The organism is Ruegeria sp. H9 (assembly GCF_056532915.1).
Genome location: NZ_JBQFNX010000001.1, coordinates 1,433,254 through 1,459,084 on the forward strand (window position 1 = coordinate 1,433,254; position 25,831 = coordinate 1,459,084).

The 25,831-nt window shown below is 56.8% G+C and carries 18 protein-coding genes, 1 tRNA gene and 1 pseudogene; 7 read left to right on the forward strand and 13 right to left on the reverse strand.

Translation table 11 applies throughout. The features are described 5' to 3' along the window. Positions 1-30: 30 nt before the first annotated feature. From bhcD to bhcA, 4 genes are all read right to left on the reverse strand, one after another. Positions 31-996 (reverse strand): iminosuccinate reductase BhcD, encoded by a 966-nt coding sequence (gene bhcD / locus ACR0CZ_RS06895; protein ID WP_480537019.1) that lies wholly within the window; start codon positions 994-996, stop codon positions 31-33. 72 nt (positions 997-1,068) lie between these two features. Next, positions 1,069-2,232, reverse strand: a complete 1,164-nt coding sequence (gene bhcC, locus ACR0CZ_RS06900; protein ID WP_170392290.1) for a 3-hydroxy-D-aspartate aldolase BhcC — start codon at positions 2,230-2,232, stop codon at positions 1,069-1,071. Between the two features lie 11 nt (positions 2,233-2,243). Beyond that, positions 2,244-3,215: a beta-hydroxyaspartate dehydratase BhcB gene (gene bhcB / locus ACR0CZ_RS06905; RefSeq protein WP_170392288.1), complete on the reverse strand. Its 972-nt coding sequence runs from the start codon at positions 3,213-3,215 to the stop codon at positions 2,244-2,246. A gap of 11 nt (positions 3,216-3,226) precedes the next feature. Then, complete coding sequence (gene bhcA / locus ACR0CZ_RS06910; protein ID WP_170392286.1) at positions 3,227-4,417, reverse strand: L-aspartate--glyoxylate aminotransferase BhcA; 1,191 nt, start codon at positions 4,415-4,417, stop codon at positions 3,227-3,229. 203 nt (positions 4,418-4,620) lie between these two features. On the opposite strand from bhcA, the gene ACR0CZ_RS06915 reads away from it, so the two are divergent. Then, entirely contained in the window at positions 4,621-5,442 is an 822-nt protein-coding gene (locus ACR0CZ_RS06915; RefSeq protein ID WP_170392284.1) for an IclR family transcriptional regulator, read from the forward strand. Positions 5,443-5,449: 7 nt separating this feature from the next. Here ACR0CZ_RS06915 and ACR0CZ_RS06920 read toward each other — a convergent pair whose 3' ends face one another. Both ACR0CZ_RS06920 and putA read right to left on the reverse strand, forming a co-directional pair. Further along, on the reverse strand, positions 5,450-6,193 hold the full coding sequence (locus tag ACR0CZ_RS06920; protein WP_170392282.1) for a rhomboid family intramembrane serine protease: 744 nt from the start codon (positions 6,191-6,193) through the stop codon (positions 5,450-5,452). A gap of 42 nt (positions 6,194-6,235) precedes the next feature. Beyond that, positions 6,236-9,635, reverse strand: a pseudogene (gene putA / locus ACR0CZ_RS06925) (bifunctional proline dehydrogenase/L-glutamate gamma-semialdehyde dehydrogenase PutA). A gap of 103 nt (positions 9,636-9,738) precedes the next feature. Between putA and ACR0CZ_RS06930 the strand changes: the two are divergent. Further along, positions 9,739-10,215: an Lrp/AsnC family transcriptional regulator gene (locus tag ACR0CZ_RS06930; protein ID WP_170392279.1), complete on the forward strand. Its 477-nt coding sequence runs from the start codon at positions 9,739-9,741 to the stop codon at positions 10,213-10,215. 40 nt (positions 10,216-10,255) lie between these two features. Next, positions 10,256-10,816: a tetratricopeptide repeat protein gene (locus ACR0CZ_RS06935; RefSeq protein WP_170392277.1), complete on the forward strand. Its 561-nt coding sequence runs from the start codon at positions 10,256-10,258 to the stop codon at positions 10,814-10,816. A gap of 61 nt (positions 10,817-10,877) precedes the next feature. Here the strand turns inward: ACR0CZ_RS06935 and ACR0CZ_RS06940 are convergent, their stop codons facing one another. Both ACR0CZ_RS06940 and ACR0CZ_RS06945 read right to left on the reverse strand, forming a co-directional pair. Continuing rightward, positions 10,878-12,767: a PhoX family protein gene (locus ACR0CZ_RS06940; RefSeq protein WP_170392275.1), complete on the reverse strand. Its 1,890-nt coding sequence runs from the start codon at positions 12,765-12,767 to the stop codon at positions 10,878-10,880. 142 nt (positions 12,768-12,909) lie between these two features. Further along, on the reverse strand, positions 12,910-14,442 hold the full coding sequence (locus ACR0CZ_RS06945; protein WP_170392273.1) for a hypothetical protein: 1,533 nt from the start codon (positions 14,440-14,442) through the stop codon (positions 12,910-12,912). Positions 14,443-14,577: 135 nt separating this feature from the next. Here ACR0CZ_RS06945 and ACR0CZ_RS06950 point away from each other — a divergent pair. The 4 genes from ACR0CZ_RS06950 (at position 14,578) to ACR0CZ_RS06965 (ending at position 19,614) form a co-directional block, all read left to right on the forward strand. Next, positions 14,578-14,651: transfer RNA gene (locus tag ACR0CZ_RS06950), tRNA-Gly, on the forward strand. 156 nt (positions 14,652-14,807) lie between these two features. Beyond that, on the forward strand, positions 14,808-16,628 hold the full coding sequence (locus ACR0CZ_RS06955) for an ABC transporter transmembrane domain-containing protein (RefSeq protein WP_480537018.1): 1,821 nt from the start codon (positions 14,808-14,810) through the stop codon (positions 16,626-16,628). Positions 16,629-16,788: 160 nt separating this feature from the next. Continuing rightward, positions 16,789-18,678 (forward strand): acyl-CoA synthetase, encoded by a 1,890-nt coding sequence (locus tag ACR0CZ_RS06960; protein ID WP_170392267.1) that lies wholly within the window; start codon positions 16,789-16,791, stop codon positions 18,676-18,678. Between the two features lie 12 nt (positions 18,679-18,690). Then, positions 18,691-19,614 (forward strand): alpha/beta hydrolase, encoded by a 924-nt coding sequence (locus tag ACR0CZ_RS06965; protein ID WP_170392265.1) that lies wholly within the window; start codon positions 18,691-18,693, stop codon positions 19,612-19,614. A gap of 6 nt (positions 19,615-19,620) precedes the next feature. Here the strand turns inward: ACR0CZ_RS06965 and ACR0CZ_RS06970 are convergent, their stop codons facing one another. The 5 genes from ACR0CZ_RS06970 to ACR0CZ_RS06990 all read right to left on the reverse strand — a co-directional run bounded on the left by ACR0CZ_RS06970 (position 19,621) and on the right by ACR0CZ_RS06990 (position 25,627). Then, complete coding sequence (locus ACR0CZ_RS06970) at positions 19,621-20,457, reverse strand: alkaline phosphatase family protein (RefSeq protein ID WP_170392264.1); 837 nt, start codon at positions 20,455-20,457, stop codon at positions 19,621-19,623. Positions 20,458-20,619: 162 nt separating this feature from the next. Beyond that, entirely contained in the window at positions 20,620-22,257 is a 1,638-nt protein-coding gene (locus ACR0CZ_RS06975; protein WP_170465094.1) for an ABC transporter ATP-binding protein, read from the reverse strand. After that, positions 22,254-23,069, reverse strand: coding sequence for an ABC transporter permease (locus ACR0CZ_RS06980; protein WP_170402849.1), 816 nt, complete (start codon positions 23,067-23,069; stop codon positions 22,254-22,256). The genes ACR0CZ_RS06975 and ACR0CZ_RS06980 overlap by 4 nt, the downstream gene beginning before the upstream one ends. Continuing rightward, entirely contained in the window at positions 23,069-24,025 is a 957-nt protein-coding gene (locus ACR0CZ_RS06985; protein ID WP_170392259.1) for an ABC transporter permease, read from the reverse strand. The genes ACR0CZ_RS06980 and ACR0CZ_RS06985 overlap by 1 nt, the downstream gene beginning before the upstream one ends. A 15-nt stretch (positions 24,026-24,040) precedes the next feature. Beyond that, a complete protein-coding gene (locus tag ACR0CZ_RS06990; RefSeq protein WP_170392257.1) occupies positions 24,041-25,627 on the reverse strand; it encodes an ABC transporter substrate-binding protein in 1,587 nt (528 codons plus the stop codon). Positions 25,628-25,831: the final 204 nt, after the last annotated feature.

Sequence of the window (25,831 nt, forward strand, 5' to 3'; positions counted from 1 at the left end):
CGCGCGTCCGGTCCGGGCGCGCGTTTTGGTTTAGAAGTCGACCTCGATCGCGATCCCTTGCTGGACCGCCAGATCAACTGCCGCGCTGGCCACCGCAAGATCTTGCAGCCCCACGCCAGTACCGTCGAACACGGTCACCTCAGCTTCGGACACACGCCCGGAATGGGTGCCGTTGATGACCTCTCCGATCTGCCGGATATCGCCTTCGGCTTTCATTCCGGCAGCCACGGCATGCTGGCTTTCACCCAATGTCACGGCCTGCGCGACCTCGTCGGTAAAGACGCTTGCGCGGGCGATCAGGTCTGTGGCGACCTCTTGTTTGCCGACGGTATCAGTGCCCATACATGCGATGTGTGTGCCGTCGGAGACGTGCTCGGACATCAGTGTTGGCGCGAAGGAGGAGGTGATGGTGACAATCACGTCCGCCTGCACCATGCCGGGCATATCCACAGCCTCAAAAGGCAGCCCCGCTTCAGCCGCGACCTTTTCGAGATTTGGCAGCATTTCTGGATGCAAGTTCCAGCCTATGACTTTCTCAAAGTCCCGCTGTTCCAATGCCGCGCGCAATTGGAATGTCGCCTGATGCCCGGCGCCAACCATTCCGATCACCTTGGCATCCTTAAGTGCCAAATGGTTGATCGAAACCGACGAGGCTGCAGCCGTGCGCAGCGCGGTCAGCAGGTTGCCCCCAACGATGGCCCGAACGCGACCCGTATCTGGATCAAACAAAAACACGGTGGATTGGTGATTGATCAGCCCGTTCGTTTCCAGATTGTTTGGCCAATACCCGCCTGCTTTCAGGCCAAGGTTCATGCCCGCGCGATCAAACCCGCCTTTGAACCCATAGAGCGCATCCGCATGACCTATGGCCTCGCGCACGACCGGGAAGTTGTAGGCATCCCCAGCCGCCATCGCGGCAAACACCTGCTCAACCGCAGTATAGCTTTCCTGTCGGCCTAACAGTGCGCCGATTTCCTTTTCAGGAACGATGATCATCGCGTTTGTCTTTCTTTTTGATGGCATTAGTAAGGGCGGTGCTAAACGTCCGCCCTTGCATTCATCTGTAATTCAATAGGCCTTGCCACGGGCAGAGACCGGCCAAAGCGCTTCAACCTTGCCGCCGCGCACACCGACGTACCAGTCATGAACGTTGCAGGTCGGGTCACAGTGGCCGGGCACCAGCCGCAGCTTGTCGTTAACCTTCAACACCCCATCCGGGTCACCAATCACGCCGTGTTCGTCCGAACACTTTAGGTATTCCACATCGTCCCGCCCAAAGATGAAGGGCAGGCCGCTATCGACGGATTGCGCCTTCAGGCCCGCATCGCAGATTGCCTTGTCCGCTTTGGCGTGGCTCATAACGCTGGTCAGAATGAACAAGGCGTTTTCCCATTCACCCTGATCGATCCGTTGACCGTCCTTGTCCAGAATCCGACCGTAATCGGCATCCATGAAGGCATAAGAGCCGCACTGCAGCTCGTTATAAACGCCCGAGTTGCTTTCGAAATAATAAGACCCCGTACCGCCGCCCGAAACCAGCTCGCAGTCGATCCCTTCAGCCTTCAATCCGTCGACGGCATCCTTGACCATGGCGATTGCGGTATCCAGTTTTTCTTTGCGTGCCTCATACGTATCCAGATGCTGCATCGCGCCTTGATAGGCCTGAATGCCGGTAAATTTCAGGTTAGGGGCGGCCTCAACCGCCTTGGCGATTTCGATCACGGCGGGGGTCGTGGTGACACCACAGCGGCCCGCGCCGCAGTCGATCTCGACAAAAACCTCCAATTCAGTGCCATGCTTAGCGGCAGCAGCAGAAAGGTCAGCGACGTTGTCCACATCGTCGACGCAAACGATTGTGCGTGCACCAAGCTTCGTCAGGCGCGCCAGTCGGTCGATCTTGGCCGGGTCCCGCACTTGGTTCGAGACCAGAATGTCTTTGATGCCGCCGCGCGCAAACACCTCGGCCTCAGACACTTTTTGGCAGCAGACGCCGACTGCGCCGCCCAGTTGTTCCTGCAATTTCGCGACGTCCACGGATTTGTGCATTTTGCCATGCACCCGGTGTCGCATCCCATGTGCCTTGGCATAGTCGCCCATCTTCTTGATGTTACGCTCGAGCGCGTCCAGATCAAGGATCAGGCAAGGCGTCTGGATTTCGGATTCATCCATGCCGATCGCGGCAGGAATGTCATAGCCAACTTCGAATTGATCACTGTTCATCGGTTTGTTCATCCTGTTTCTCCTTACCTTTTCAGCCAGGGCAGCTTGTCCAGATCCACGTTGCCGCCGGTGATAATGACGCCGACGCGCTTGCCCCGGAAGGTGTCGGGGTTCTTGAGAATGGTGGCCAGAGGAACGGCCGAAGACGGCTCCATCACCACGCGCAAGTATTTCCAGGTGAGTTTCATTGCGTCGATGATCTCTTGCTCGGACGCCGTGAAGATGTCGGTCACATTGTTCGACACAAAGTGCCATGTGTTTTCCTTGAGCGGGACCAACAGCCCGTCCGCCACCGTTTTGGGGGCATCGTCCGCAATGATATGACCCGCTTTGAAGGAACGGTACGCATCGTCCGCCTGCTCAGGCTCAGCCGCATAGATCGCGGTTCCTGGTGCCAGGTTCGAGACCGTCAGACAGGTGCCTGAGACCATCCCGCCACCGCCGATTGGCGCGATCACTGCATCCAGGCCATCGGTCTGCTCAAGCAATTCAGCCGAACATGTGGCCTGACCAGTGATAACACGAGGGTCGTTGTACGGGTGCACGAACTCTCCGCCTGTTCGGGCCTGCACCTCGGCAAACGTTGCCTCGCGGGAAGAGGTGGATGGCTCACATTCAGTGATCGTACCACCAAAGCGTCGTACCGCGTCTTTCTTGGCCTGCGGCGCGGAGCGCGGCATCACCACATTGCATGGAATGCCCCGGCGACCAGCCGCATATGACAGCGACAGGGCGTGGTTCCCGCTTGAGTGGGTGCAAACACCCTTGGTCGCCATTTCATCGCTTAGGCCGAAGACCGCATTACTGGCACCGCGCACTTTGAATGCACCTGCTTCCTGAAAGTTCTCGCATTTGAAGAACAGCTGTGCGCCGGTCAATTCATTCAGATAGTCCGAGGTCATTACCGGTGTGCGTCGGATGTGCGGCCCGATCCTTTCGTGCGCAGCCTGTACGTCGGCATAGGTCAGTTCGGCGACGGGGATTTGATCCAACATGACTGTCCTTCCTAAGCTGCGGCTTTTGCGTGGCTGGTTGAGCTGGCGCGATAGAATTCCTGCGCCGCAGCAACCCCGCTGCCAAGCTTCACTGGGTAGTTCAGATCGGCCATGGCCATCTCGACCGTGGCCAGCCCCGACAGGACCATAACATCGGTCAGGCTGCCCAAGTGGCCAATACGGAACGCTTTGCCATTCAACTCACCCAGACCAATGCCGAAGGATACCCCATAGGTGTTGAAGGCATGGTCAGTCAGTTCGTTGCTGTCGAAACCTTCGGGCACAAAAATGGCGCTGACGGTATCCGAGTAGAGGTCAGGAGATTGTGCGACCAACTTCAGGCCCCAGGCCGCAGTCGCGTGGCGCACACCTTCGGCAAGGCGAGTGTGGCGGGCATACACATTGTCCAACCCTTCCTCGAACAACATCTTAAGGCTTTCGCGCATGCCGTAGATCAGCTGCAGCGGCGGAGTATAGGGAAAGCCGCCAGACGCATTTGCCGACATCATATCACGGAAATCAAAGAAGGTGCGTGGCAGTTGCGCGGTCTCTATCGACGCCAGTGCCTTGGGGCTAACGCATAGGATTGCCATGCCAGTGGCCAGCATGAACCCCTTTTGCGACCCCGAGACCGCAATATCCACGCCCCACCGGTCAAACTCGAACGGCATTGAGGCCAGAGAGCTCACGCAATCCACAAACATCATGGCCGGGTGATGTGCCGCATCCATCGCATTGCGCACAGCGCTGATATCGGAACGCACACCTGTCGCGGTTTCGTTATGCGTCACCAATACGGCCCTGATTTCATGCGCTTTATCCGCGGACAGGATGGCCTCGAACCTGTCGGCTGGCGCGCCTGCTCCCCATGGGCATTCAACAATCTGAACGTCCAACCCGTGTCTTTCGCACAGATCGATCCAGCGATGGCTGAAGACGCCGTAGCGGGCGACAAGAACCTTGTCACCGGGGCTGAGCGTATTTGTAATAGCTGCCTCCCAACCGCCCGTTCCGCTTGCTGGAAAAGTGACGATCTGGCCTTCGGTGGTTCCAAAGACCTGTTTTGTATCCTCCAGTATCGGAGCGAAGGTTTCAACGAAGTCCGGGGCGCGGTGGTCTTGCGTCTGAACCTGCATGGCAAGGCGCAAACGATCAGGAATATTGGTTGGGCCTGGGATAAAGACCGGGTTTTGATGCGACATAACTCAATCCTCTGCTTTGGACCCAAGTGTCGCTTGAACGGTTGTGTGTTGCAATTTTCTTGAAAAATATTTTCATTTTATCCGTTAAATTGATAAGGTGCTGAAACGGATAGGAATTCAGTTTATCAAAATGATCTCGGAGAATTCCGGACCAGAAAAATTGGTGCGGGTTTTCGGGGGAAAGTCCGAAAGCCAGGTGAGAAATGGAAACGCAAAAGCGACCGCGCGGCAGACCCAAATCGCTGTTTAAAGAAAGTTCGGCCGGGACCATGCAATCATTGGATCGGGCGCTGGGCGTACTTACCACCGTTGCCCGGCTAGAGCGCGTCGCGCTAAGCGATCTTGCCCGCGAGGTCGATGTACCGACGGCCACCACGCATCGCATTCTTGTGACACTGCAAAAACACGGATTCGTATCCTTTGATGAGGAACGGCAGGAATGGCTGGTCGGGATCGAAGCATATCGGACCGGTGCGTCTTTTCTGCGGCGCAACAGCGTTCTGGAAATCGGCAGGCCGATCCTGCGGCGTCTGATGCAAGACAGCGGTGAGACCGCAAATCTGGCCGTACCCGATGGAGCAGAGGTGGTCTTTGTCGGGCAGGTCGAAACTCAGAACCCCATCCGGGCCTTCTTTCCACCCGGTGCGCGGACGCCCATGTATGCGTCCGGTACAGGAAAGGCTATTCTCGCTGCGTTGAGCGAAGAGAGTTTAGGCAAAGTTCTGGGCTGGATTGATCCGGTTGCATTCACTGAAAATACGCAGTTGCCCGCTTCGGGCCTGTATGCAGATCTGGCTGAAACTCGTACCCGAGGTTGGTCTTACGATCACGAAGAAAGGTATGAAGGTATGTCTTGCATTGGTGCGGCCATCTTCAATGACAGGGCTGAGCCTTGCGCCGGTATCTCGGTATCCGGACCGACCGTAAGGTTCAGCCGCGAACGCGCGCCCGAGTTGGGCGATCTGGTCATGCGCGCGGCGCAAGAGATCACCCACCTGAGCGGCGGTAGGCTACCCAAGAGCTGACGCTTGATTATTTGCGCGGCACTCTGGGGATGCGCGATTGCGAGAGTTTGTACTTGTGCTCCGGATGCGGTGGATGGCCGTGGGTGCGGTTCCAGAACCCAGTCCCTCCGCGCCTGAGCCATAGGGGGATGCACAGGATCAGCCCAACAAAGAACCCTCCGGTATGCGCCCAATAGGCAACGCCACCTTCATCGGGATTGCTGGAGAGGCTGCCAAGGAATTGCAGGCCCAGCCAGACACCCAGCATGATAAAGGCCGGGATGGTAAAGATCCGGATATAGACGATCAGAATCAACAAGATATCCACGCGCGCTTTTGGGAAAAGCAGAAGATAGCCGCCCATGACACCGGCGATCGCTCCAGACGCGCCAATTGTTGGCACCACCGAATCCGGTGCCGAAATGACGTGAATCAACCCCGCTCCGATTCCCGCCAGCAGATAGAACACGAGAAACAGCACATGCCCCATTTCGTCTTCGAGGTTATCGCCGAATATCCACAGAAACAGCATGTTTCCCGCCAGATGCATCCAGCCACCATGCAGGAACATTGACGTCACGAGTGTCTCGAACCCATAGCCGTCAGTTATCCGGGCAGGAATGACCGCGTAGTCAATATAAAGCTGATTGATCAGCCGCGCATTCTCCATGACACCCACATAGCTGAGGAAGATCAGTATGTTCGCAGCCATAAGGGCATAAACAACAAACGGAGTACGCCCCGAAGGGTTATGGTCTCGGATCGGAAACATGGCGCGACGCTGGGCTTTTCGCCGCCCAGCGTCAAGGTCCGGTTATGCCGCACCTCCCAGAAGGGCGGCGTTGCCTCCGGCGGCGGTGGTGTCGACACAGACATGGCGTTCCCCCAGCACCCGCGCACGGTCGGGCTGCCCGGGGATCAGCGGGATGATCGGGCCATCGCGCCGGGCCAAATGCTGTTCGATCTGGCAGGCAGCGTCGTCGTCGCCCCACCACAGAACGCCCGAGAAACCGGTCAGGTTTTCAAGCCGGTGCAAATCCAGCATGCCCGTCATACGTATCGCTGTGCCGCCCAACGCTTTGACCGCATCCGCCTGTGCTTCGGCTGCCTCAGGCCCCGGACCCATGCACAAAAGCGGGGGGCGGGCATATTCGGTCAGGCGGTTCGATTCACCGGTGGGGCCAGGCAGCGATTGGGTGCCGGGCGTTGCAGGTTGCCCTTCGGGCGCACCTGGTTCAGCCGAACTGTCCCAGCGTCCCGAAGCATTCTGCCGATCAGGTGCGCAGAACCGTGCCATATAGTTCGGACCGCCCGCCTTGGGGCCGGTGCCGGACAGACCTTCGCCACCGAAGGGTTGCGAGCCGACGATTGCGCCGATCTGGTTGCGGTTGACGTAGATATTACCGGCATGGATCGCCTCGGTCACATGCTGCACCCGGTCGTCGATCCGAGTGTGCAGGCCGAAAGTCAGGCCGTACCCCGTGGCATTGATATCCGCAATGACCTTGTCGATATCTTGCGCCTTGAACCGGGCGACATGCAGAACCGGACCGAACACCTCGCGCTCTAGCGCCGAGATGCCGGGTATCTCAATCAGGAGTCGGTGCGATAAATGTACCCTCAGGAGGCGTTGTCATCTCCTTCAGTACCCGTCCTTCTGAGCGGGCCTGGGCCACGTGGTCCGCGATGATTTGCCGGGCTTGCGCGTCGATGACCGGGCCGCAATCAGTTGAAATCAGCCAAGGATCGCCCACATGCAAAGCGTCCATCGCCCCTTGCAACATGGTCAGAACGTCCTCGGCAATGTCCTCTTGCAGATAAAGACAACGCAGGGCCGAGCACCGCTGGCCTGCCGATTGGAACGCGCTTTCGATAATCGATTGGACCGCTTGTTCCGGCAAAGCGGTGCTGTCTACGATCATGGCGTTCAGACCGCCGGTCTCGGCGATCAATGACGTACCTGTCCGCATGTGCTGCGCCATTGCTGATCGGATTTTCAGCGCGGTCGCGGTGGAACCGGTAAAGGCCACACCAGAGACGCGTTCGTCCGACGTCAACGCCGCGCCCACTTTCGGCCCGCCCGGAAGAAGTTGCAGCGCATCGCGTGGAACGCCTGCTTCATGCATCAGTTGAATGGCACGATGGGCGATCAATGGCGTTTGCGGGGCAGGGGCTGCCAGCACAGCGTTGCCGGTGGCCAACGCAGCCGATATCTGCCCGGTGAAGATCGCCAGAGGGAAGTTCCACGGGCTGATGCAGGTGAATATTCCGGCGGGTTTGGCAGCAGGAATATTGGCGGCGTAGTAGCGCAGGAAATCAACCGCTTCGCGCAGCTCGGCAACTGCATCAGGCACTGATTTCCCGGCTTCGCGGGCGAGCAGGGCAAACAGCTCGCCAAAATGCGCTTCGTAGAGATCGGCTGCTTTATTTAGAATTTCAGCGCGCTTCTCTGCTGAGGCCTGCCATGGGCAAGCGCTGGCCAACGCCAGTTCCACGTCTTCGGGGCTGGCCGCAGCAACCGAACCGGGACGATCCAATGGTTGCGCGGGATTGATCACGGGAGTGTCCGCCAAAGGCAGTGCATCATCCGACAGCAAAGGTCGGGCGTACCAATGATGGGCGCGGAAGGCGTCGCGTGCGATGTCAATCTTGTCCAGCGTCGGCGTATGGCGCAGATCAAAGCCTTTCGAGTTTGGGCGTTCCGGTGCGAACAACTCAGGCCCGGTTGGCAGCGGTTTGCCAGGCGTTTGAACGGCCACGAACGGATCTGCGGCAACGGTTTCTGGGGCGACTTCCTCATCAACGATCTGATTGACGAACGAGGAATTTGCCCCGTTTTCCAGAAGGCGACGCACCAGATAGGCCAACAGATCCCGATGCGCACCGACCGGAGCATAGATACGGCAGCGCGAGGTCCGCTTGTTGCGCACGATCTGATGCAAGGTCTCACCCATCCCGTGCAGGCGCTGGAATTCGAATGGCTGGCCGTCCGCCATATGTAGGATAGCGCTGACCGTATGGGCGTTATGCGTGGCAAATTGCGGATAGATACGGTCGGTCATTCCCAGCAGCTTGCGGGCGTTGGCGATATAGGACACATCCGTCGCCGCCTTATCGGTGAAGACCGGAAAACCATCGACGCCCTCGACTTGCGCGCGCTTGATCTCGGTATCCCAATAAGCGCCCTTGACCAGCCGTACCATCAGCTTGCGGTCGTGCCGCTGGGCCATCTCATAGAGCGTATCCAGCACCAACCCGGCGCGTGGGCCGTAGGCTTGCACGACGATGCCGAACCCGTCCCAACCGGCCAGTGCAGGCTCTGCCATAACTTCTTCGATCACCTGCAGCGAGAGCGACAGGCGATCTGCCTCTTCCGCGTCAACGTTCAGCCCCATGCCCGCTGCCTTGGCCAGCAAAGCCAGCGCGCGCAGCCGGGGCACCAGTTCGTCCATCACCCGTTGTTCCTGTGCCAGCTCATAACGGGGGTGCAGGGCCGACAGCTTGACCGAGATGCCCGGATTTTCGCGAATGTCTTTATGGGTGCAGGCCTCGGCAATAGCGGCGATCGCGCGCGAGTAAGACAGGTGATAGCGGGCAGCATCGGCCTCGGTCCGTGCCGCCTCGCCCAGCATGTCGTACGAGTAGGTATAGCCCTTGTCTTCCATTCCTTTGGCGCGCTTCATGGCGGATTGAATGGTTTCGCCCAAAACGAACTGACGCCCCATTTCTTTCATCGCACGACCAACGGCGGTGCGGATCACTGGTTCACCCAGCCGCTTGATGGCCCCGCGCAGCGCGCCGACGGGCGAGGATTTGTCTTCGTCCAGAACCCGGCCTGTCAGCATCAACGCCCATGTCGACGCGTTCACCAGTGACGAGGATGATTGTCCCAGATGTTTTCCCCAATCTGACGGGGCGATCTTGTCTTCGATCAGTGCGTCAATGGTATCCGCATCTGGCACACGCAACAGCGCCTCGGCCAAACACATAAGCGCAACGCCTTCATCTGTGGATAGGCCGTATTCAGCCAGAAACACTTCCATCATGCCAGGCGACGTGCTTGAGCGGATGTCGCGCACCAGCTGTGCTGCAGCCTCACAAATGGCCGTTCGGTCGGCCTCTGACAGCTTGGCCTGAGAGATCAGCGCGTCCAGTACAGTGGACTGGTCGGCATAAGTCTGAGTGTCGATTTTGGTGCGTAGGCTGTGTGACATGTGTACTCCGGGGCTTTTGCCTAATATAACCGCCTATAGTCAGGAGAATGGACCGAATTTCCTCGAATTCTGGTCGAATTGACTGAAATATAGGAGCCTGATTATGCAAAACGACTTGTCCAGCCTTGATCGCTTTGACCGTGCGATCCTTACGGCATTAGCTGAAGATGGCCGCATCTCAGTGACGGACCTTGCGCGCAGGATCGGCTTGTCAAAATCGCCGACACAGGCGCGGCTCAAGCGGCTTGAGGCTGACGGGATCATCACAGGCTATCGCGCCATGTTGGACCCGATCCGTCTGGGCCTTGATCACGTGGCCTTTGTCGAGGTGCGTCTCACAGATACTCGTGAAAAAGCACTGGCCGAGTTCAATTCAGCGGTGCGCAGAGTTGCTGAGATTGAACAGGCTCATATGATCGCGTCCAACTTTGACTATCTGCTTAAAATCCGGACCCGATCGATGACGGAATACCGCACGGTGCTAGCCGAGAAAATCTCATCCCTGCCGCATGTTGCCAACACCTCCACCTTCGTTGCGATGGAGGCGGTGAAAGAAACCGGGTTGCTGGCTCCGCTATAAAGCAGTTGACCTAAACGCCTGATGTATCAGGTTAGAGAGGATGAAAAACGTACTTATCGTTGCCATACTCGCTGGTTCTGCCGCTCAGGCTTCTGCAGATTGCCCGGTTGCGCCGGATCATATCTCTGGCGTCGACGCCCTGATTACGCAAGCCCAAACCGCGTCGTCTGAGCGCGAGGCGCGGGGCATTTCGGGACGGATGTGGCAACTCTGGACCGATGCGCCGGACGCCCGATCTCAAACCCTGTTGGATCGCGGTATGTCTCTGCGCGAGTCTTGGGATTTGACCGGTGCGCTGGCCGAGTTTGACGCTCTGGTCGCTTATTGCCCGGATTATGCCGAGGGGTACAATCAACGGGCATTCGTCAACTATTTGCAGCAGGATTACGGTGCGGCCCTGATCGATCTGGATCGGGCCATTGAGCTGTCCCCGAACCATGTAGCGGCGCTTAGCGGGCGGGCATTATCGCTGTTGGGTCTCAAGCGGCTGGACGAAGCGCGAACGGCGCTGAACCATGCACTCGAACTGAACCCGTGGCTTTCAGAGCGTGCCTTGCTTGCGCCGGGCGGGCTGCTTGATCCACCGGGTGAGGATATTTGAATTGAGACGAAAAAGCGCCCCGGAACCGAAGTTCAGGAGCGCTTTTGATGCAAGGGCTTGATTAGCCGACCAGCCCGTTGTCGGTGCGTTTGATCGCAATCACCGACGAACGCGGCGTACCGCCATCGGGCCAATTGCTGCCCGGATGCTGGATGCCAACAAACATGGTGCGCAGGTCGGTCGACCAGGCCAGACCGGTGACTTCACAGCCATTCGGGCCGGTCATGAAGCGCACAATCTCCCCGGTCACGGGATCGCCAACTAGCATCTGGTTATTGCCGTTTCCTGCGAATTCTTCCTCGTTGTCATCATTCCCGTCTGTCTGAATCCAGACCAGACCAGTCGAATCGATGGCCATGCCGTCGGGTGAGTTGAACAGGTTGCCTTCGTTCACATTTGCCGATCCGCCACGGTTATCCGAATGAACAGTTGGGTTTCCGGCCATGACATAGAGATCCCAATCAAAGCCAGTGGCCGCGTGATCTTCATCCGCTGGACGCCAGCGCACGATCTGGCCGTATTTGTTGGCCTCGCGCGGGTTAGGGCCGTTGACTGCAGTGTCATCACCCCCAGCATTTGGCTTAACTCCACGGTTCTTGTTGTTGGTCAGGCAGCAATATGCCTCGACCGCAACAGGGCTTGAGGCCACCCATTCCGGGCGGTCCATTGTGGTGCCGCCCGCAGCCGATGCGGCCATACGGGTAAAGATCAGAATTTCGGCCGCGTCCATGCCGGTTGTTTCCGGCGTCAGCGGCAGCCATTCGCCGCTCATGTCGTCATTGAACTTGGCGACATATAGCGTGCCGTCATTCAACAAGCCCTGAGTGTCGACACCGGGCGCATAGGCCGCGTTCGAGACGAACCTGTAAAGATACTCGCCACGTTCATCGTCGCCCATATAGACCACGACACGACCGTCCGCAGCCAGCGCGACCTCAGCATTTTCATGCTTGAAGCGACCAAGGCCGGTGTGCTTGACCGGAGTGCTGTCGGGTTTGGTCGGGTCGATTTCAACGATCCAGCCTGCGCGGTGCGGCTCATTGGGGTTTTTCGAGGTGTCGAAGCGGGGGTCAAACAGTTCGTAGCCATTCCAGCTTTCGGCTTTGATGCCATAGCGTTTCATGCCGTCCGCGACCTTCTGATCGTAGCTGGCATTCTCGTCAGAGGAACCAAAGTAGCCGTTGAAATTTTCTTCGCAGGTCAAGTAGGTGCCCCACGGTGTCTTGCCGGAACCACAGTTGTTCATGGTGCCCAGCGACGCGGTTCCTGTCGGATCGGCCTCGGTCTTCAGTAGGTCATGACCAGCGGCGGGGCCGACGATCTTCATTGGAGTGTTGTGGTGGATCCGGCGGTTGAAGGGGCTGTCCTTAACGACCGCCCAGCCCGCAGGGCCTTCCTTGATCTCCATTACGGTCACGCCCTGGATGTTCTGCAACTTCAGAACTTCATCGGCACGGGTTGGAACACCTTCCTGCGCGGCAGGCAGGTTGATCTTGCGGTTCGGGTACTCGTGGTTGATCGCAATCAGCTCGTGACCCCGGAACGAGAATGTCTCCATCCCATCTGTATTCTCGCCAAAAACCTTGTCCGAGTTTTCAACCTTACCGCCATCGGTCAAATCGTATCCATCGGCCTCGGAAAACAGCGGATCACCCCAGCGCATTAGCATCTTCCACTCATAACCTTCCGGAACGTGGACTGTCCCATCGGTCTGGGCGGGAATCGGCGTGAAGGCAAAGCGTTGTGCATCGACCGCCTGTGCTGAAGTTGAGCCCAACAAACCAGCGCCCATCGCCGCAGCGCCCGATCCAAAAGCCACAACTCCTGACAGGAAACCCCGTCGCGAGATAGCGCTTTCAACCACGCGGTCGAAGTCGTGTTCATCCGGGCGGGGGAAGTGCAACTCATCCCAATCGTCGGCGGAAAGGGTAGTAAGATCGACGTCTGTCATGGATAGCTCCTGGCTGTCTGAATAGGGTTTTGGTGAACAGCGTATATTCACGTAACATGACAGTTTGTTTTCAAACCGCAGGTTGAGTTATTCTCCATTTCGAAAACATCAGTTCAAAACAGGCAGTTTTCAATTGCTCCGCTCAATTTGGGTTGGCTGAGAACACTTGATATCCGCCCTCGTTGGCGAAAATTAGGTTGATATCCCAGCCCGCAGTCTTGAAACTGTCTTCGATACGACGCCAAAACGGTCGATCCAGAACAACGATATAATCAATCTTACGTTCCCGCCCCAACACATCAAATGCTCGCCATCGTTCTTTACCATTCGAGGGGGCTGTGAATTCCTCGTGAAATTTGATCGCAGAAGGCGATTTCAAGCCGACAAGATCAACGAACCGAATGTTTTGATTCGAGGCGGTCGAGGCGATCTTCCAGGGTATAAAGCCTGCGTCGTGAACACCTACTACAGAATTCGACGGTAAATTCTCAGTCATCCATTCCGCTGTAATAAGACGCTCTTCGCTACCCGATTTCCATTGTATGGTGTAGACTGGCCAACTGCTTGTCGCAAAAGCGTATACCGACAGGAGGGCACCGATCACAAAGACCGGGGCCGAAGAAACTTGACGCGCCGTCAGGACCGCTGTCCAAGATGCAATTGCAATTGGTAGCAACGGATACAGGTAGCGGAAATTGTTGTGATACAGAGCACCCGGTAGTTTCAGAGCTGATGAGAGCACAAAAATTCCGAAAAAAGCTAAGGCAACCCAGCCTCCCCTAAGGAATGGTGCGAAGACCAAGCCCGAGAAAACCACAAGCAAATTGGTCTCAACCACGGCGCGCAGAGCGACCATCAGTCGACTAGAGAAAACTTCACCTTTCTCTGCAAAAAAAGCCTCTTTCGCGCCGGCAGTATCAGGCCAAACACTGCCTAGAATCAGAACGCTCACAAGTGCCAAGATTATGTAGGCGGATGCGGAAATGAAAAAAATCTTGACGCAGTACGCGTAGTTGATCGGCTTCACGACGATGATAGAAATGAACAAGAGAGCAGAAAGAACGTAAAACTCCGGTCTGATAAAAGGCATTATGCCAATCAATATCGATAGCGCGACGTGGCGATTGGTTTGGCGTAGAAAAAAGGCCCAAGTGATGGCTGCCATTGCCATACCAGTCTCTAGGCCATTCATAAGGTGGAGCCACGCGAATCCTAATAAGAGACCCGCAATCGACCCAGATGCTGCAACAATCCGAGAGCCTGACACGGAACACAGTAACAACCATAACCCAATCATATATGCGCCGGCGCTTAGAACGCTCAAGGCCAAGCTGGCCTCTGGTGTAGTGGTGAATTGCGATAAAAAGGCCAGCACGAGAAAATGAACCAAGCTACTTGCGCCGGTCGGACCATCATTGCCGTAAAGATCTGAGCGCCCCGAAAGAAACAGATCCACGTTTCCGATTGTTATATAGGCATCATCCAAAGGCATCCATACGGGCGACTGCTGCGAGAGTGTCAACACGATCAGGCAAGTGAACACTAAGGCTGGGATAAGCATGCATAGTGTTTTTCTCCAGTGTGAGTTAGATGCCGGAATCAAGTTACTTCCCTTGCGTTTGGTGGTGACCCAGATCTGTTTTCCATCGCTAATTAACGACCATTGAATTGCCACGACTTCCCTTTTTGCCGCCCATCTGAAAATTTCTTGAAGATCGTGTCATTGATGTCGTGCGCCGTATCTGAGGCTGAAAACACAACTTCGCGCTTGACGATGGTTGGTACATAAAATAATCAGCGCAAGCACTGAGCGGGTATAGCTTAATGGTAAAGCCCCTGCCTTCCAAGCAGGCTATGTCGGTTCGATTCCGTCTACCCGCTCCAACTCAGCCCCTCCATCTCTAACATTCCGGTCGAATGCGTCAAAAGGCCCGGATCGTGCCCCGAATTGCGCCCAAAGCTTGACCCCATTGTCCCACGCCGCCATGAAACGTTGATTGACGCCTGATAAGGGCTGCGACCAGAATACAAGGGCCAGATATGGCAAGAACACGCTCCGCCAATCCAGCAAATGCACAAGCGCCCGGCGCCTACGATGAACGGGCTAGGTCTAAAAAAATTGGCGTGCTGCGGTCATTGTGGCCGTTTATGAAGCCCTATCGACTGCTGATGATCGGCGCGACTCTGGCGTTGATCCTGACGGCCAGCATGACGCTGACATTGCCCTTGGCTGTGCGGCGTGTGGTCGACAATTTCCGCATCGAAGATGGTGATTTGCTTGAATGGTACTTTCTGGCCGCCCTCGGTATAGCCGGGATTCTCGCCGTGGGTACGGGTATTCGCTATGCTTTGGTGACCCGGTTGGGTGAACGTGTGGTGGCCGATATCCGAAAGGCGGTTTTTGACCGCGTGATCGGGATGAGCCCCGAGTTTTACGAGCGCATCATGACCGGCGAAGTTCTGAGCCGGATCACCACCGACACAACGCTGATCCAATCGGTGCTGGGATCGTCTGTGTCCATCGCGCTCCGCAATCTTTTGATGTTCGTCGGCGGACTGGTGCTGATGCTGCTGACATCGGCTAAGCTGACTGGGATGGTGTTGCTACTGATTCCGCTGGTGGTTGTGCCAATATTGGTACTGGGCCGCAGGTTACGGGTGATCAGCCGGGAAAATCAGGACTGGATTGCGGCGTCCTCTGGAAATGCCGGCGAGGCGTTGGGTGCGGTGCAAACCGTGCAGGCTTTTACTCATGAGGACGCCAGCAGGACGCAGTTCGGAGAGATGACAGAAACTTCGTACGAAGTTTCTCTGCGTCGGATCCAGACCCGTGCGATTCTGACCGTCATTGTGATCTTTCTCGTCTTCTCGGGCATCGTTGGCGTGCTGTGGATGGGTGCGAATGATGTGCGTAACGGGGTTATGACCGAGGGCGTGCTGATCCAGTTTGTGATCTATTCGATCATCATGGCGGGTTCAGTCGCCGCGTTGTCCGAAATCTGGAGCGAGTTGCAGCGCGCTGCAGGTGCGACGGAGCGTTTGGTCGAGCTGCTGAACGCTGAGGATACCGTCAATGATCCGTCGCAGGCCAAGGATTTGCCTGTGCCCGTACGCGGAGAGATACGTTTCGACGATGTGACATTCCACTATCCCGCGCGCCCGGACGTTGTCGCGCTGGATCATTTGTCACTGCAGATTAAACCTGGGGAGACAGTGGCCTTTGTTGGCCCGTCTGGTGCGGGCAAGACAACAGTCATCCAGATGATTCAGCGGTTCTATGATCCCGATGCGGGACAGGTCAGTCTTGATGGGCTCGACCTGCGCGAGTTGAACCGTGACGACTTCCGTCAGCACATCGCGCTGGTCCCGCAAGACCCCGTGATCTTTGCCGCTTCGGCGCGCGAGAATATCCGCTTTGGCCGTCTGGACGCCTCAGATGCCGAAGTCGAGTCCGCCGCCCGAGCCGCCGCCGCGCATGAGTTCATCTCGGCTTTGCCCGAAGGGTATGACAGCTTTGTGGGCGAACGGGGCGTAATGCTGTCGGGTGGTCAGAAGCAACGTATCGCCATCGCACGTGCCATCCTGCGCGACGCACCGGTGCTGCTGCTGGACGAGGCGACCTCGGCTTTGGACGCAGAAAGCGAACGTGCGGTGCAGGGTGCGGTTGAAAACATGAGGGCAGGGCGCACCACTCTGATCGTGGCGCACCGTCTGGCGACCGTTAAGAAGGCAGACCGGATTGTCGTGCTGGAAGCCGGGCGCATTGTGGCGCAGGGTACCCATAACGATCTGGTGGCGCAGGACGGTTTGTATGCCCGCCTCGCACGCTTGCAGTTCACCGACGGGGTGGCTGCAGAATAAAGTGACGCTCCGGCACATCTCGTTTCGCCGTAGCGTCATTCTACATATTCCCGGACCTGATCGCTAAGCCCTTGCTTGCGCATGGTGTGTTTTGCTTCCATCTTGGAGGTGACAAACAAGCCTGTGCGCGACACGGGAGACAGATCAGGGGAGGAGCCACATGGCCTTTGTGGGATTGGAAGACAAGGCGCGCATCGAGCAGGAGATGGCGTGGGAAGATCGGGACGTACCCGTCACCTTCCATCAACTGTTGTCGCGGACGGCGGGCAAGTTCCCGAACCATAAAGCGATCAGCTTTCAGTTGTTGTCCGGCCCGAACGACAAGGCCGAGACGCTGACATGGTCCGAGCTGCTGGGCAAAGTCAATCAGGCCGCCAACCTATTCCGTTCCCTTGGCATCGGAGAAAACGATGTGGTGGCCTATGTGCTGCCCAACTGCAACGAGACGCTGGTCACCATGATGGGCGGTGCGGTGGCCGGGATCGTGAACCCGATCAACCCGTTGCTGGAGCCAGAGCAGATCGCGGCGATCCTGCGTGAGACCAAGGCCAAGGTTGTCGTCACCCTGAAATCCTTTCCCAAAACCGATGTGGCCCAAAAGGTTGAAGAGGCTGTGCGTCACGCTCCGGGTGTCAACACGATCCTTGAGATCGACCTGAATCGCTATCTGACGCCGCCCAAATCCTGGCTTGTACCGTTCTTGCGCCCAAAGATGGGTGATAAAGAAAAGCTGGCCCATGCGGACTACAAGAACTTCCTTGATGAGCTGAACAAGCAGCCTAAAACGCTGAACTTTGAGGATAGCCAGGAAGATCGGGTGGCGTGCTACTTCCACACGGGCGGCACCACGGGCATGCCGAAAGTGGCGCAGCACAAATACTCGGGCCTTATCTACAATGGCTGGTTGGGCAACACGCTGCTCTTTGACGAGAACGACGTCATCATGTGCCCACTGCCGATGTTCCATGTCTTTGCGGTGCATGTCATCGTGATGGCGGCGGTGTCGTCTGGTGCACATGTGGTATTCCCGACGCCTGCCGGGTATCGCGGTGATGGCGTATTCGACAATTTCTGGAAACTGATCGAACGCTGGAAGGTTTCGTTCATCATCACAGTGCCGACAGCGATTTCAGCCAAAATGCAGCGACCTGTGGATGCGGATATATCCAGCGTTAAAACAGCATTTTCGGGATCAGCTCCGTTGCCGGTCGAACTGTTCCGTCGGTTTGAAGAAGCGACCGGCGTTACTATCGTCGAGGGCTACGGCCTGACCGAGGCCACTTGTCTGGTGTCATGCAACCCCGTGGATGGGGAAAAGAAGATCGGCTCGATCGGCATCCCGTTCCCCTATACGGACGTCAAAATCCTGCAGGACGGGCCGGATGGACCAACCGAGTGCGGCGTAGATCAGATCGGTGAAATTTGCATCTCGAACCCCGGCGTATACGCGGGAAATACTTATACCGAGACCGACAAGAATACGAACCTCTATCATTTCGATAAATACCTGCGCACGGGCGATCTGGGACGGTTTGATGAGGACGGCTATCTGTGGATCACCGGTCGCGCGAAGGACCTGATCATTCGCGGCGGACACAATATCGATCCTGCAGAAATCGAAGAGGCCTTGCTGGGCCATGATGCCGTCGCCTTTGCAGGGGCCATCGGTCAGCCTGATGCGCATTCGGGTGAGGTGCCTTGCGCCTTTGTTGAACTGGTCGAGGGGGCCTCGGTCACTGAACAGGAGCTGATGGACTATTGCAAGGTCCACGTCCATGAACGTGCGGCACAGCCCAAGCATATGACCATTCTGGATGAATTGCCGAAAACCGCCGTTGGCAAGGTTTTCAAACCCGAACTGCGCAAGCAGGCCATCACTCGCATCTACAACGGTGCTTTGGACGCCGCAGGCATTGAAGCGCGTGTCGTTTCGGTAATCGACGACAAGAAGAGGGGTCTTGTCGCGCAGCTTGACGCGAATGGGTCTTCCGAAGACGATGTCTCAAAAGTGCTGGGTTCGTTTACCCGGCCATGGGAGTGGTCTGAATAATTCGGAGGAACAATGGACTATGAACGTCTGATCGACGAGGAGACCTGGGGTTTCATCCGGCGCACAGCCGAGAGCTATCCGGATGATACAGTAGAGATGTCCATTGCTGACCAACGCCGGGTCTATGACGCGATGTGTCAGGACTTCCGCCAGCCGCGCCCACCTGGCATCGAGGTGCGCGACAGGTCCGCCGATGGCGTACCTGTTCGCATCTATAGTGCCGGTGACCCCACCCGGACCGTCATCTATATACATGGTGGTGGGTTCGTCGTCGGGGGCTTGGATAGCCACGATGATGTCTGTGCGGAACTCTGCGCCCAGACGGGCTATCGGATCGTTTCGGTCGACTATCGGTTGTGCCCTGAGCATGTGCACCCGGCGCAGTTTCGGGACAGCTGGACCGCGACAAACTGGGCGGTTCATGAATACGGCGAACCTATCGTGCTAGCCGGTGACAGCGCAGGTGGCAATCTGGCAGCAGCCGTTTCGCACCATGGCCGGGGGCGGTTGGACAATGTGCTGGGGCAGGTCCTCATCTACCCTGGGTTGGGTGGCGATAAGTCAGAAGGGTCGTATATCGAGCATGCCAATGCCCCGCTGCTGACATTGGACGATATCCGGTTTTATGAGGCCGTTCGGTGTAAAGGTGTTACACCCCAGAACGATCCTACCTATGCACCGTTGCATGACAATGATTTCTCAAGGCTTCCGCCGACGGTGGTGGTGACCGCCGATTGCGATCCGCTGCGCGATGACGGGCAAGCTTATTGCGACCGGATCACAGCCGCAGGTGGGCAGGCCCACTGCATCAACGAGGCCGGTTTGGTCCACGGATATCTGCGCGCCCGAACATCGGTCAGGCGCGCCGCGGACAGCTTTGAGCGGATTTCCGTGGCGATTGAGGCTTTGGGGCAGGGGATTTGGTCCTACGACTGAACCGCGTCAGGTCAGGAACGGCTTGGCTTTCATCGTATCCGCCACCGGTGCGCCCATGCGCTGAAGTATGGTTGGTGCAAGCTGTAGCTGGTCGATCACGGTATCGGGATCAGGGCCTTTGGCCTCTCCAAAGTAGTAAAGCGCTGTTTCCTGCTGCAACGGGCTGCGCCCTCCGTGATGGCCACGTTCGTCTTGGCCATGATCAGCCGTCACGATGACGTCATAGCCCAACTGCTGCCAGCGCGGGATGAACGGGGCCAGCATTTCGTCCATGACAAAACAGGCATGATCCATCTCTGTGCAATCGTGGAAGAAACGATGCCCCATGCTGTCCAGTGTGCAAGTGTGCAGGATGCCATAATCCAGTCCGAAGCGCAGACACAGGTTGGTGAGCGAGGCAAACAGATCGACATCACTGGGCGTCATCTGGTTCGCTTTGCCGTATCCCGTCATCGAATGAAATCGACCATGGTTGATGGTCAGGCTGTCGGGCTCGTCATATTCAACGTCGCGGACGTAGTCGAACGGGTGGCGATTGAAGAATTGAGACCAATAGCTGTGGGTGACCGCGCCGGTTACACCTCCTGCCTCACGCACCTGACTGAACACATCCTTATGGCTTAGTCGGAAGACGTTGCCGTTGCCTGTACAGCCATGCTCTTGCGGTGTGACCCCGGTGTGGATGGAGGCGTAGCAGCTGGCAGAGGTCGAGGGCAGCACAGAGCGGAGTTTCCAAACCCGGGCAGCACCGCTGTCGACCCATCCTTCAAGATTGCCAAACAGTCGACGAAAGTTGCGCCAGGGGACGCCGTCGAGGATGATCAAAAGCAGTTTGCGGTCCATGTTCCGGCCCTTGTTTCTGAGTATTCGTTCCGGCGAACCTATGAGATTCGTCCGGCTATGGCTGCGCATTTGCGCCCCAAATAGCAAAATCCCGACGTCTGCTTGTGTTCACAGCGCCGGGAAATTGAATGGTCTTCGGTGTTTCTATGAGAAGGGCGCGGATCAGTTCCCCGCGCTCTCCATTTTGCGGTGGGCGACAACCTCTTCCAGCCAACCAAGATGCATCTCAGGCACCGAGCTAAGCAGCAAGTCTGTATAGTCGTCGAACGGAGGGCTTAGCACCTGACTCTTGGGACCGTAGCGAACCACCCGACCCTGATACATCACCGCGATACTATCGCTGATCGCACGGACTGTCGCCAGATCGTGGGTGATGAACAGGTATGCCACATCCTCGATCTTTTGCAGATCCAGCAGCAGCTTGAGGATACCGTCCGCGACCAGCGGGTCGAGCGCCGAGGTGACCTCATCACAGATGATCATCTTTGGCTTGGCCGCCAGCGATCGCGCGATACAGACACGCTGTTTTTGACCACCCGACAGTTCCGCCGGATAACGATCGATGAACTTCTCGCCCAGTTCGATCTCATCCAGCAGCTCAACGATCCGCTTGCGTTTCTCGGCGCCGCGCATGTTGAAGTAGAACTCGAGTGGGCGGCCGATAATCGTACCGACGGTCTGACGCGGGTTCATTGCCACGTCGGCCATCTGGTAGATCATTTGCAGCTCACGCAGGTCTTCACGCGTGCGGCCTTTCAGATCAGAGCTGAGCTTGCGGCCCGCAAAGGTAATCTCACCATCACGGGGTGGAAGAAGCCCGGTGATGACCCGTGCCAGCGTAGACTTACCCGACCCGGATTCACCCACAACCGCCAGTGTCTGGCCCGGATGAAGCTCGACGTTGACATTATGCAGCACGTCGAAATTCAAGCCTTTGTAGCGCGCGGTGATACCATCGACGCTCAGCACGGGTTCAGGAGTTGGTTTTTTCTCTGCGTGCTCGATTGAGCGGACCGAAACCAGCGCCTGTGTGTACTCTTCTTGCGGGCGGTTGATGATCTGGTCGGTATTTCCGTATTCGACCGTATCGCCCATCCGCAGCACCATGATGTCATCACTGACCTGGGCCACAACTGCCAGATCATGGGTGATATACAAGGCGGCAACGCCCGAGTCGCGAATGGCGTCTTTGATGGCCATCAGCACATCGATTTGGGTAGTCACGTCCAGTGCCGTGGTAGGTTCGTCAAAAACCACCAGATCAGGCTCGGGGCAAAGCGCCAGCGCCGTCATGCAGCGCTGCAGCTGTCCGCCCGAAACCTGATGCGGGTAACGATCACCGATATTGTCAGGGTCGGGCAGACCCAGCTTGGCAAAAAGCTCACGCGCGCGGGCTTCAGCCTCTTTGCGCGAAAACTTCTTCTGCTCAACTGCGGCCTCGACCACTTGATCCATGATCTTCTTTGCGGGGTTGAACGATGCGGCGGCGGATTGGGAAACATATGTTACCTCACCACCGCGCAGTTTGCGGATGTCCCCATGAGATGTCTTGAGGATATCACGCCCGTTCACCCAAACCTCGCCCCCGGTGATTTTCACACCGCCACGGCCATAGGCCATTGAGGCCAGACCGATGGTAGATTTGCCAGCCCCGGATTCGCCGATCAGACCCAGCACCTTGCCTGGCGCGAGGTCAAAGCTGACCCCGTGCACGATCTCGATGTCATGGGGCTTTTCACCCGGCGGATAGACGGTCGCGCCGATTTTGAGGTCGCGGACCTTGAGAAGGATATCACTCATCCCCGGCCTCCTTTCAGCGATGTGGTACGATTCAGGACCCAGTCAGCCACCAGGTTGACCGAGATTGCCAGCGTCGCAATGGCCACAGCGGGATAAAGCGCTGCGCCGATACCATAGACGATGCCATCCTTGTTTTCTTTCACGATACCGCCCCAGTCAGCCAGCGGTGGCTGGACGCCCAGTCCCAGGAACGACAGGGTCGAGATGAACAGAACCATGAAGATGAACCGCAGTCCGAATTCGGCCACAAGTGGCGACAGCGCATTGGGCAGGATTTCCCGGAAGATGATCCAGGCGCGCCCTTCGCCGCGCAGCTTGGCGGCTTCAACATAGTCCATAACGTTGATGTCCACCGCTACAGATCGCGATAGGCGATACGGGCGGGTGGCATCCAGTAAGCCCATAACAAGGATTAGGATCGGGACGGTCACCGGAACGATGGCCAGAATGACCAGTGCCAGGATCAGAGTCGGGATTGACATGATCAGATCCACCGTACGGCTGAGCGCCTGATCAGCCCATCCGCCCAGTACAGCAGCCAGCAAGCCCAGCGACGTACCGGTCAGAAAGCTGAGCAGCGTCGCCGCTGCCGCGATGAAGATTGTCGTGCGCCCGCCATAGATCATGCGGGTCAGCAGATCGCGACCGATATTGTCAGTGCCTAGCAGATGTTCGGGGCTGCTCGGCTCCCAGACGTCGCCGACGACTTCTGCCATTCCATAGGGTGCAATCAACGGGGCGGCGATCGCCACGAAGAAATAAGCGAAGGTGAAGATAAGGCCAATCAGAGCCGAAAGAGGAATGTTCTTTATCATTTCGGATGCCTCAGTCTTGGGTTGGCAAGGATCGACACGATATCTGCAACCATGTTCAGACCGATATAAACGGCCGCAAACACCACGCCGCAGGCCAGAACAACCGGCACATCACGTTTGGTCACGGCATCCACAAGGTATTGCCCCATACCGGGATAGACGAACACAACCTCGACCACGACAACACCCACGACCAAATAGGCCAGGTTCAGCATGACGACGTTCACGATCGGTGAAATCGCGTTAGGAAAGGCATGGCGGGCAATAACCTGAAATGTGCTGAGGCCTTTCAATTCAGCGGTTTCGATATAGGCCGATTGCATGAGGTTCAGAATGGCCGCGCGCGTCATGCGCATCATCTGCGCCAGCACGACCAGCGTCAGAACAAAGGCAGGCAGTGCGATTGCATTCAACTTTTGTCCAAACGACATAGAATCATTGATCATCGCAAGCGACGAGAACCACCCCAATTTCACTGAGATATAGTAGATCACCACATAACCGATCAGAAACTCGGGGATCGAAACCGTCGTCAGGGTGATGGCTGAAATCAGTTTGTCGGGCCAGCGATTGCGGAACCGCACGGCAAGCAGCCCCAGAAAGATTGCAAGCGGTACGGAAACTATTGCTGCCACGCAAGCCAGGAAAAGAGTGTTCCCAAGGCGTTTTCCAATACTCTCGGAGATATCAAGTTTGTTGGTCAGGGATTGACCCAGGTCACCCTGAAGTATGCCGCCCAACCACTCGAAATAGCGTGTAAGGGCAGGCCGGTTCAGGCCCATTTCTTCGCGTAGGTTTGCCAAGGCCTCTGGAGTTGCGGACTGCCCCAGGACGGCTTGCGCGGCGTCTCCGGGTAGGGCTTCGGTTAGGCCGAAAATCAGGGCCGAAGCGCCGAGCAGCAAAAGGAGTCCCAGCGCCAGGCGCTGGGAAACCAATTTGATGATGGGATGCATTATCCGTAGCCCGTTTTAGACGAACCACATTTTGCGGGATATGTTGCCGTTCATCATCTCTTGCGTTGGGTCAGATTCCCAGCCATCCAACTGGTTGCTGACGCCTTCGACAAAGTCGTTGAACATCGGGCAGATCAGGCCGCCTTCGTTGCGGACCATTTGACCCATCTGGCTATAGATGGCTTTGCGTTTCTCAGGGTCGAGTTCCGCCTTTGCTGCAAACAATAAGTCGTCAAACGCCTGAACCTTAAACCTCGTGTCATTCCAGTCTGCGGTCGACAGATACGCAGTCGAGTACATCTGGTCCTGAACCGGACGGCCGCCCCAGTAAGACGCACAGAAGGGTTGAACGTTCCAAACCTCGGACCAGTAGCCATCATTGGGCTCACGCTTGATTTCAAGCGGAATTCCAGCCTGTGCAGCAGTCTGCTGGAACAGAGCAGCAGCATCTACAGCACCTGGGAACGCACCATCGGCAACGCGCAAAATAATCGGAGAGCCATCATGTCCAGATTTCTTATAGTGCTCTGCAGCCTTTTCAACGCTGAATTCGCGCTGTTCGATGGTTTCATCAAACAATGGATAGGCTGAATTGATCGGCATATCATTCCCGATCGAGCCATAGCCGCGCAGAACTTTGTCAACCAATTCCGCTCGGTTGATGGCGTACTTCAGTGCGGTGCGCAGTTCATTGTTATCAAACGGAGCCGTGTCGCAATGCATGATGAAGACATAGTGACCGCGACCAGCGGTTGAATGCACCGTCAGGTTAGGCGCACGGCCCAACAGGTCGGCAACTTTGGGTTCAACGCGGTTGACGGCGTGGACCTGTCCGGACTGCAGTGCAGCGGTCCGTGCCGTCGCATCGTTGATCACAACAACTTCTACGCTGTCAAAATTGCCGAAATCGCTGTTCCAGTGGTTTTCGTTCTTGGTGAACAAGTGGCGGACGCCGGGTTCGTCCACTTCTAGTTTGTACGGGCCGGTGCCGATACCTGCCGCAGGATTATCCATGCCGCCATCGGGCTGAATGATGAGGTGATAGTCGGCCATCAGATACGGCAGGTCAGCGTTCGGCTCGGTCAGTGTGACCTGGAAATTGTCTCCATCGGCCTTCATCGACTCGATGCCTTTCATGATGCCCAAGGCACCTGATTTGGAATCTTCGTTCGAGTGACGCTGCATAGTTTTCAGCACGTCTTCGCTGGTCATGGTCTTGCCGTTGTGGAACTCGACCCCTTGACGCAGCTTGAACGTCCATACTTTCGCGTCTGCACTTCCTTCGACGCTTTCAGCCAGACGCGGTTCGATGGTTCCGTCGGGCGCCACTTCGACCAGTTGGTCGCCGAACTGCTTGCCGTTCTGGAACGGGACTGAGCTTGCGTAGGTTGCCGGATCAAGTGAGTTGGTTGATTCACCACCCTGCAAACCGAATTTCAGATCGCCGCCCTTTTTCGGACCAGCGGCACGTGCCGCATCGGCAAACATAGTGCTTGCCATTGCGGCCGAGACACCCAGTGCCGCTGCTTTACCCATGAATTCACGGCGGGTCAGCTTTCCAGCTGTGACCTGCTTTGACATGTGAGTGAGTTGTTCGTTCATCCAGATTTCTCCCAGTTGATAGGATGTTCAGCCCGTTGGTGGGCTTTTTATTGACGCATGAGTCAACTTAGGTGCAATTCAGGGCAGCGGGCAAGTGCAAATCTCTTGAAATAATGGGGAGGTTCCGCCTTTGATCGCGCCAGATGATCTTGTTATGAGCCTTTGGAAATCCAAAACCCCTTATTCCTAACTACTTACTCTGAC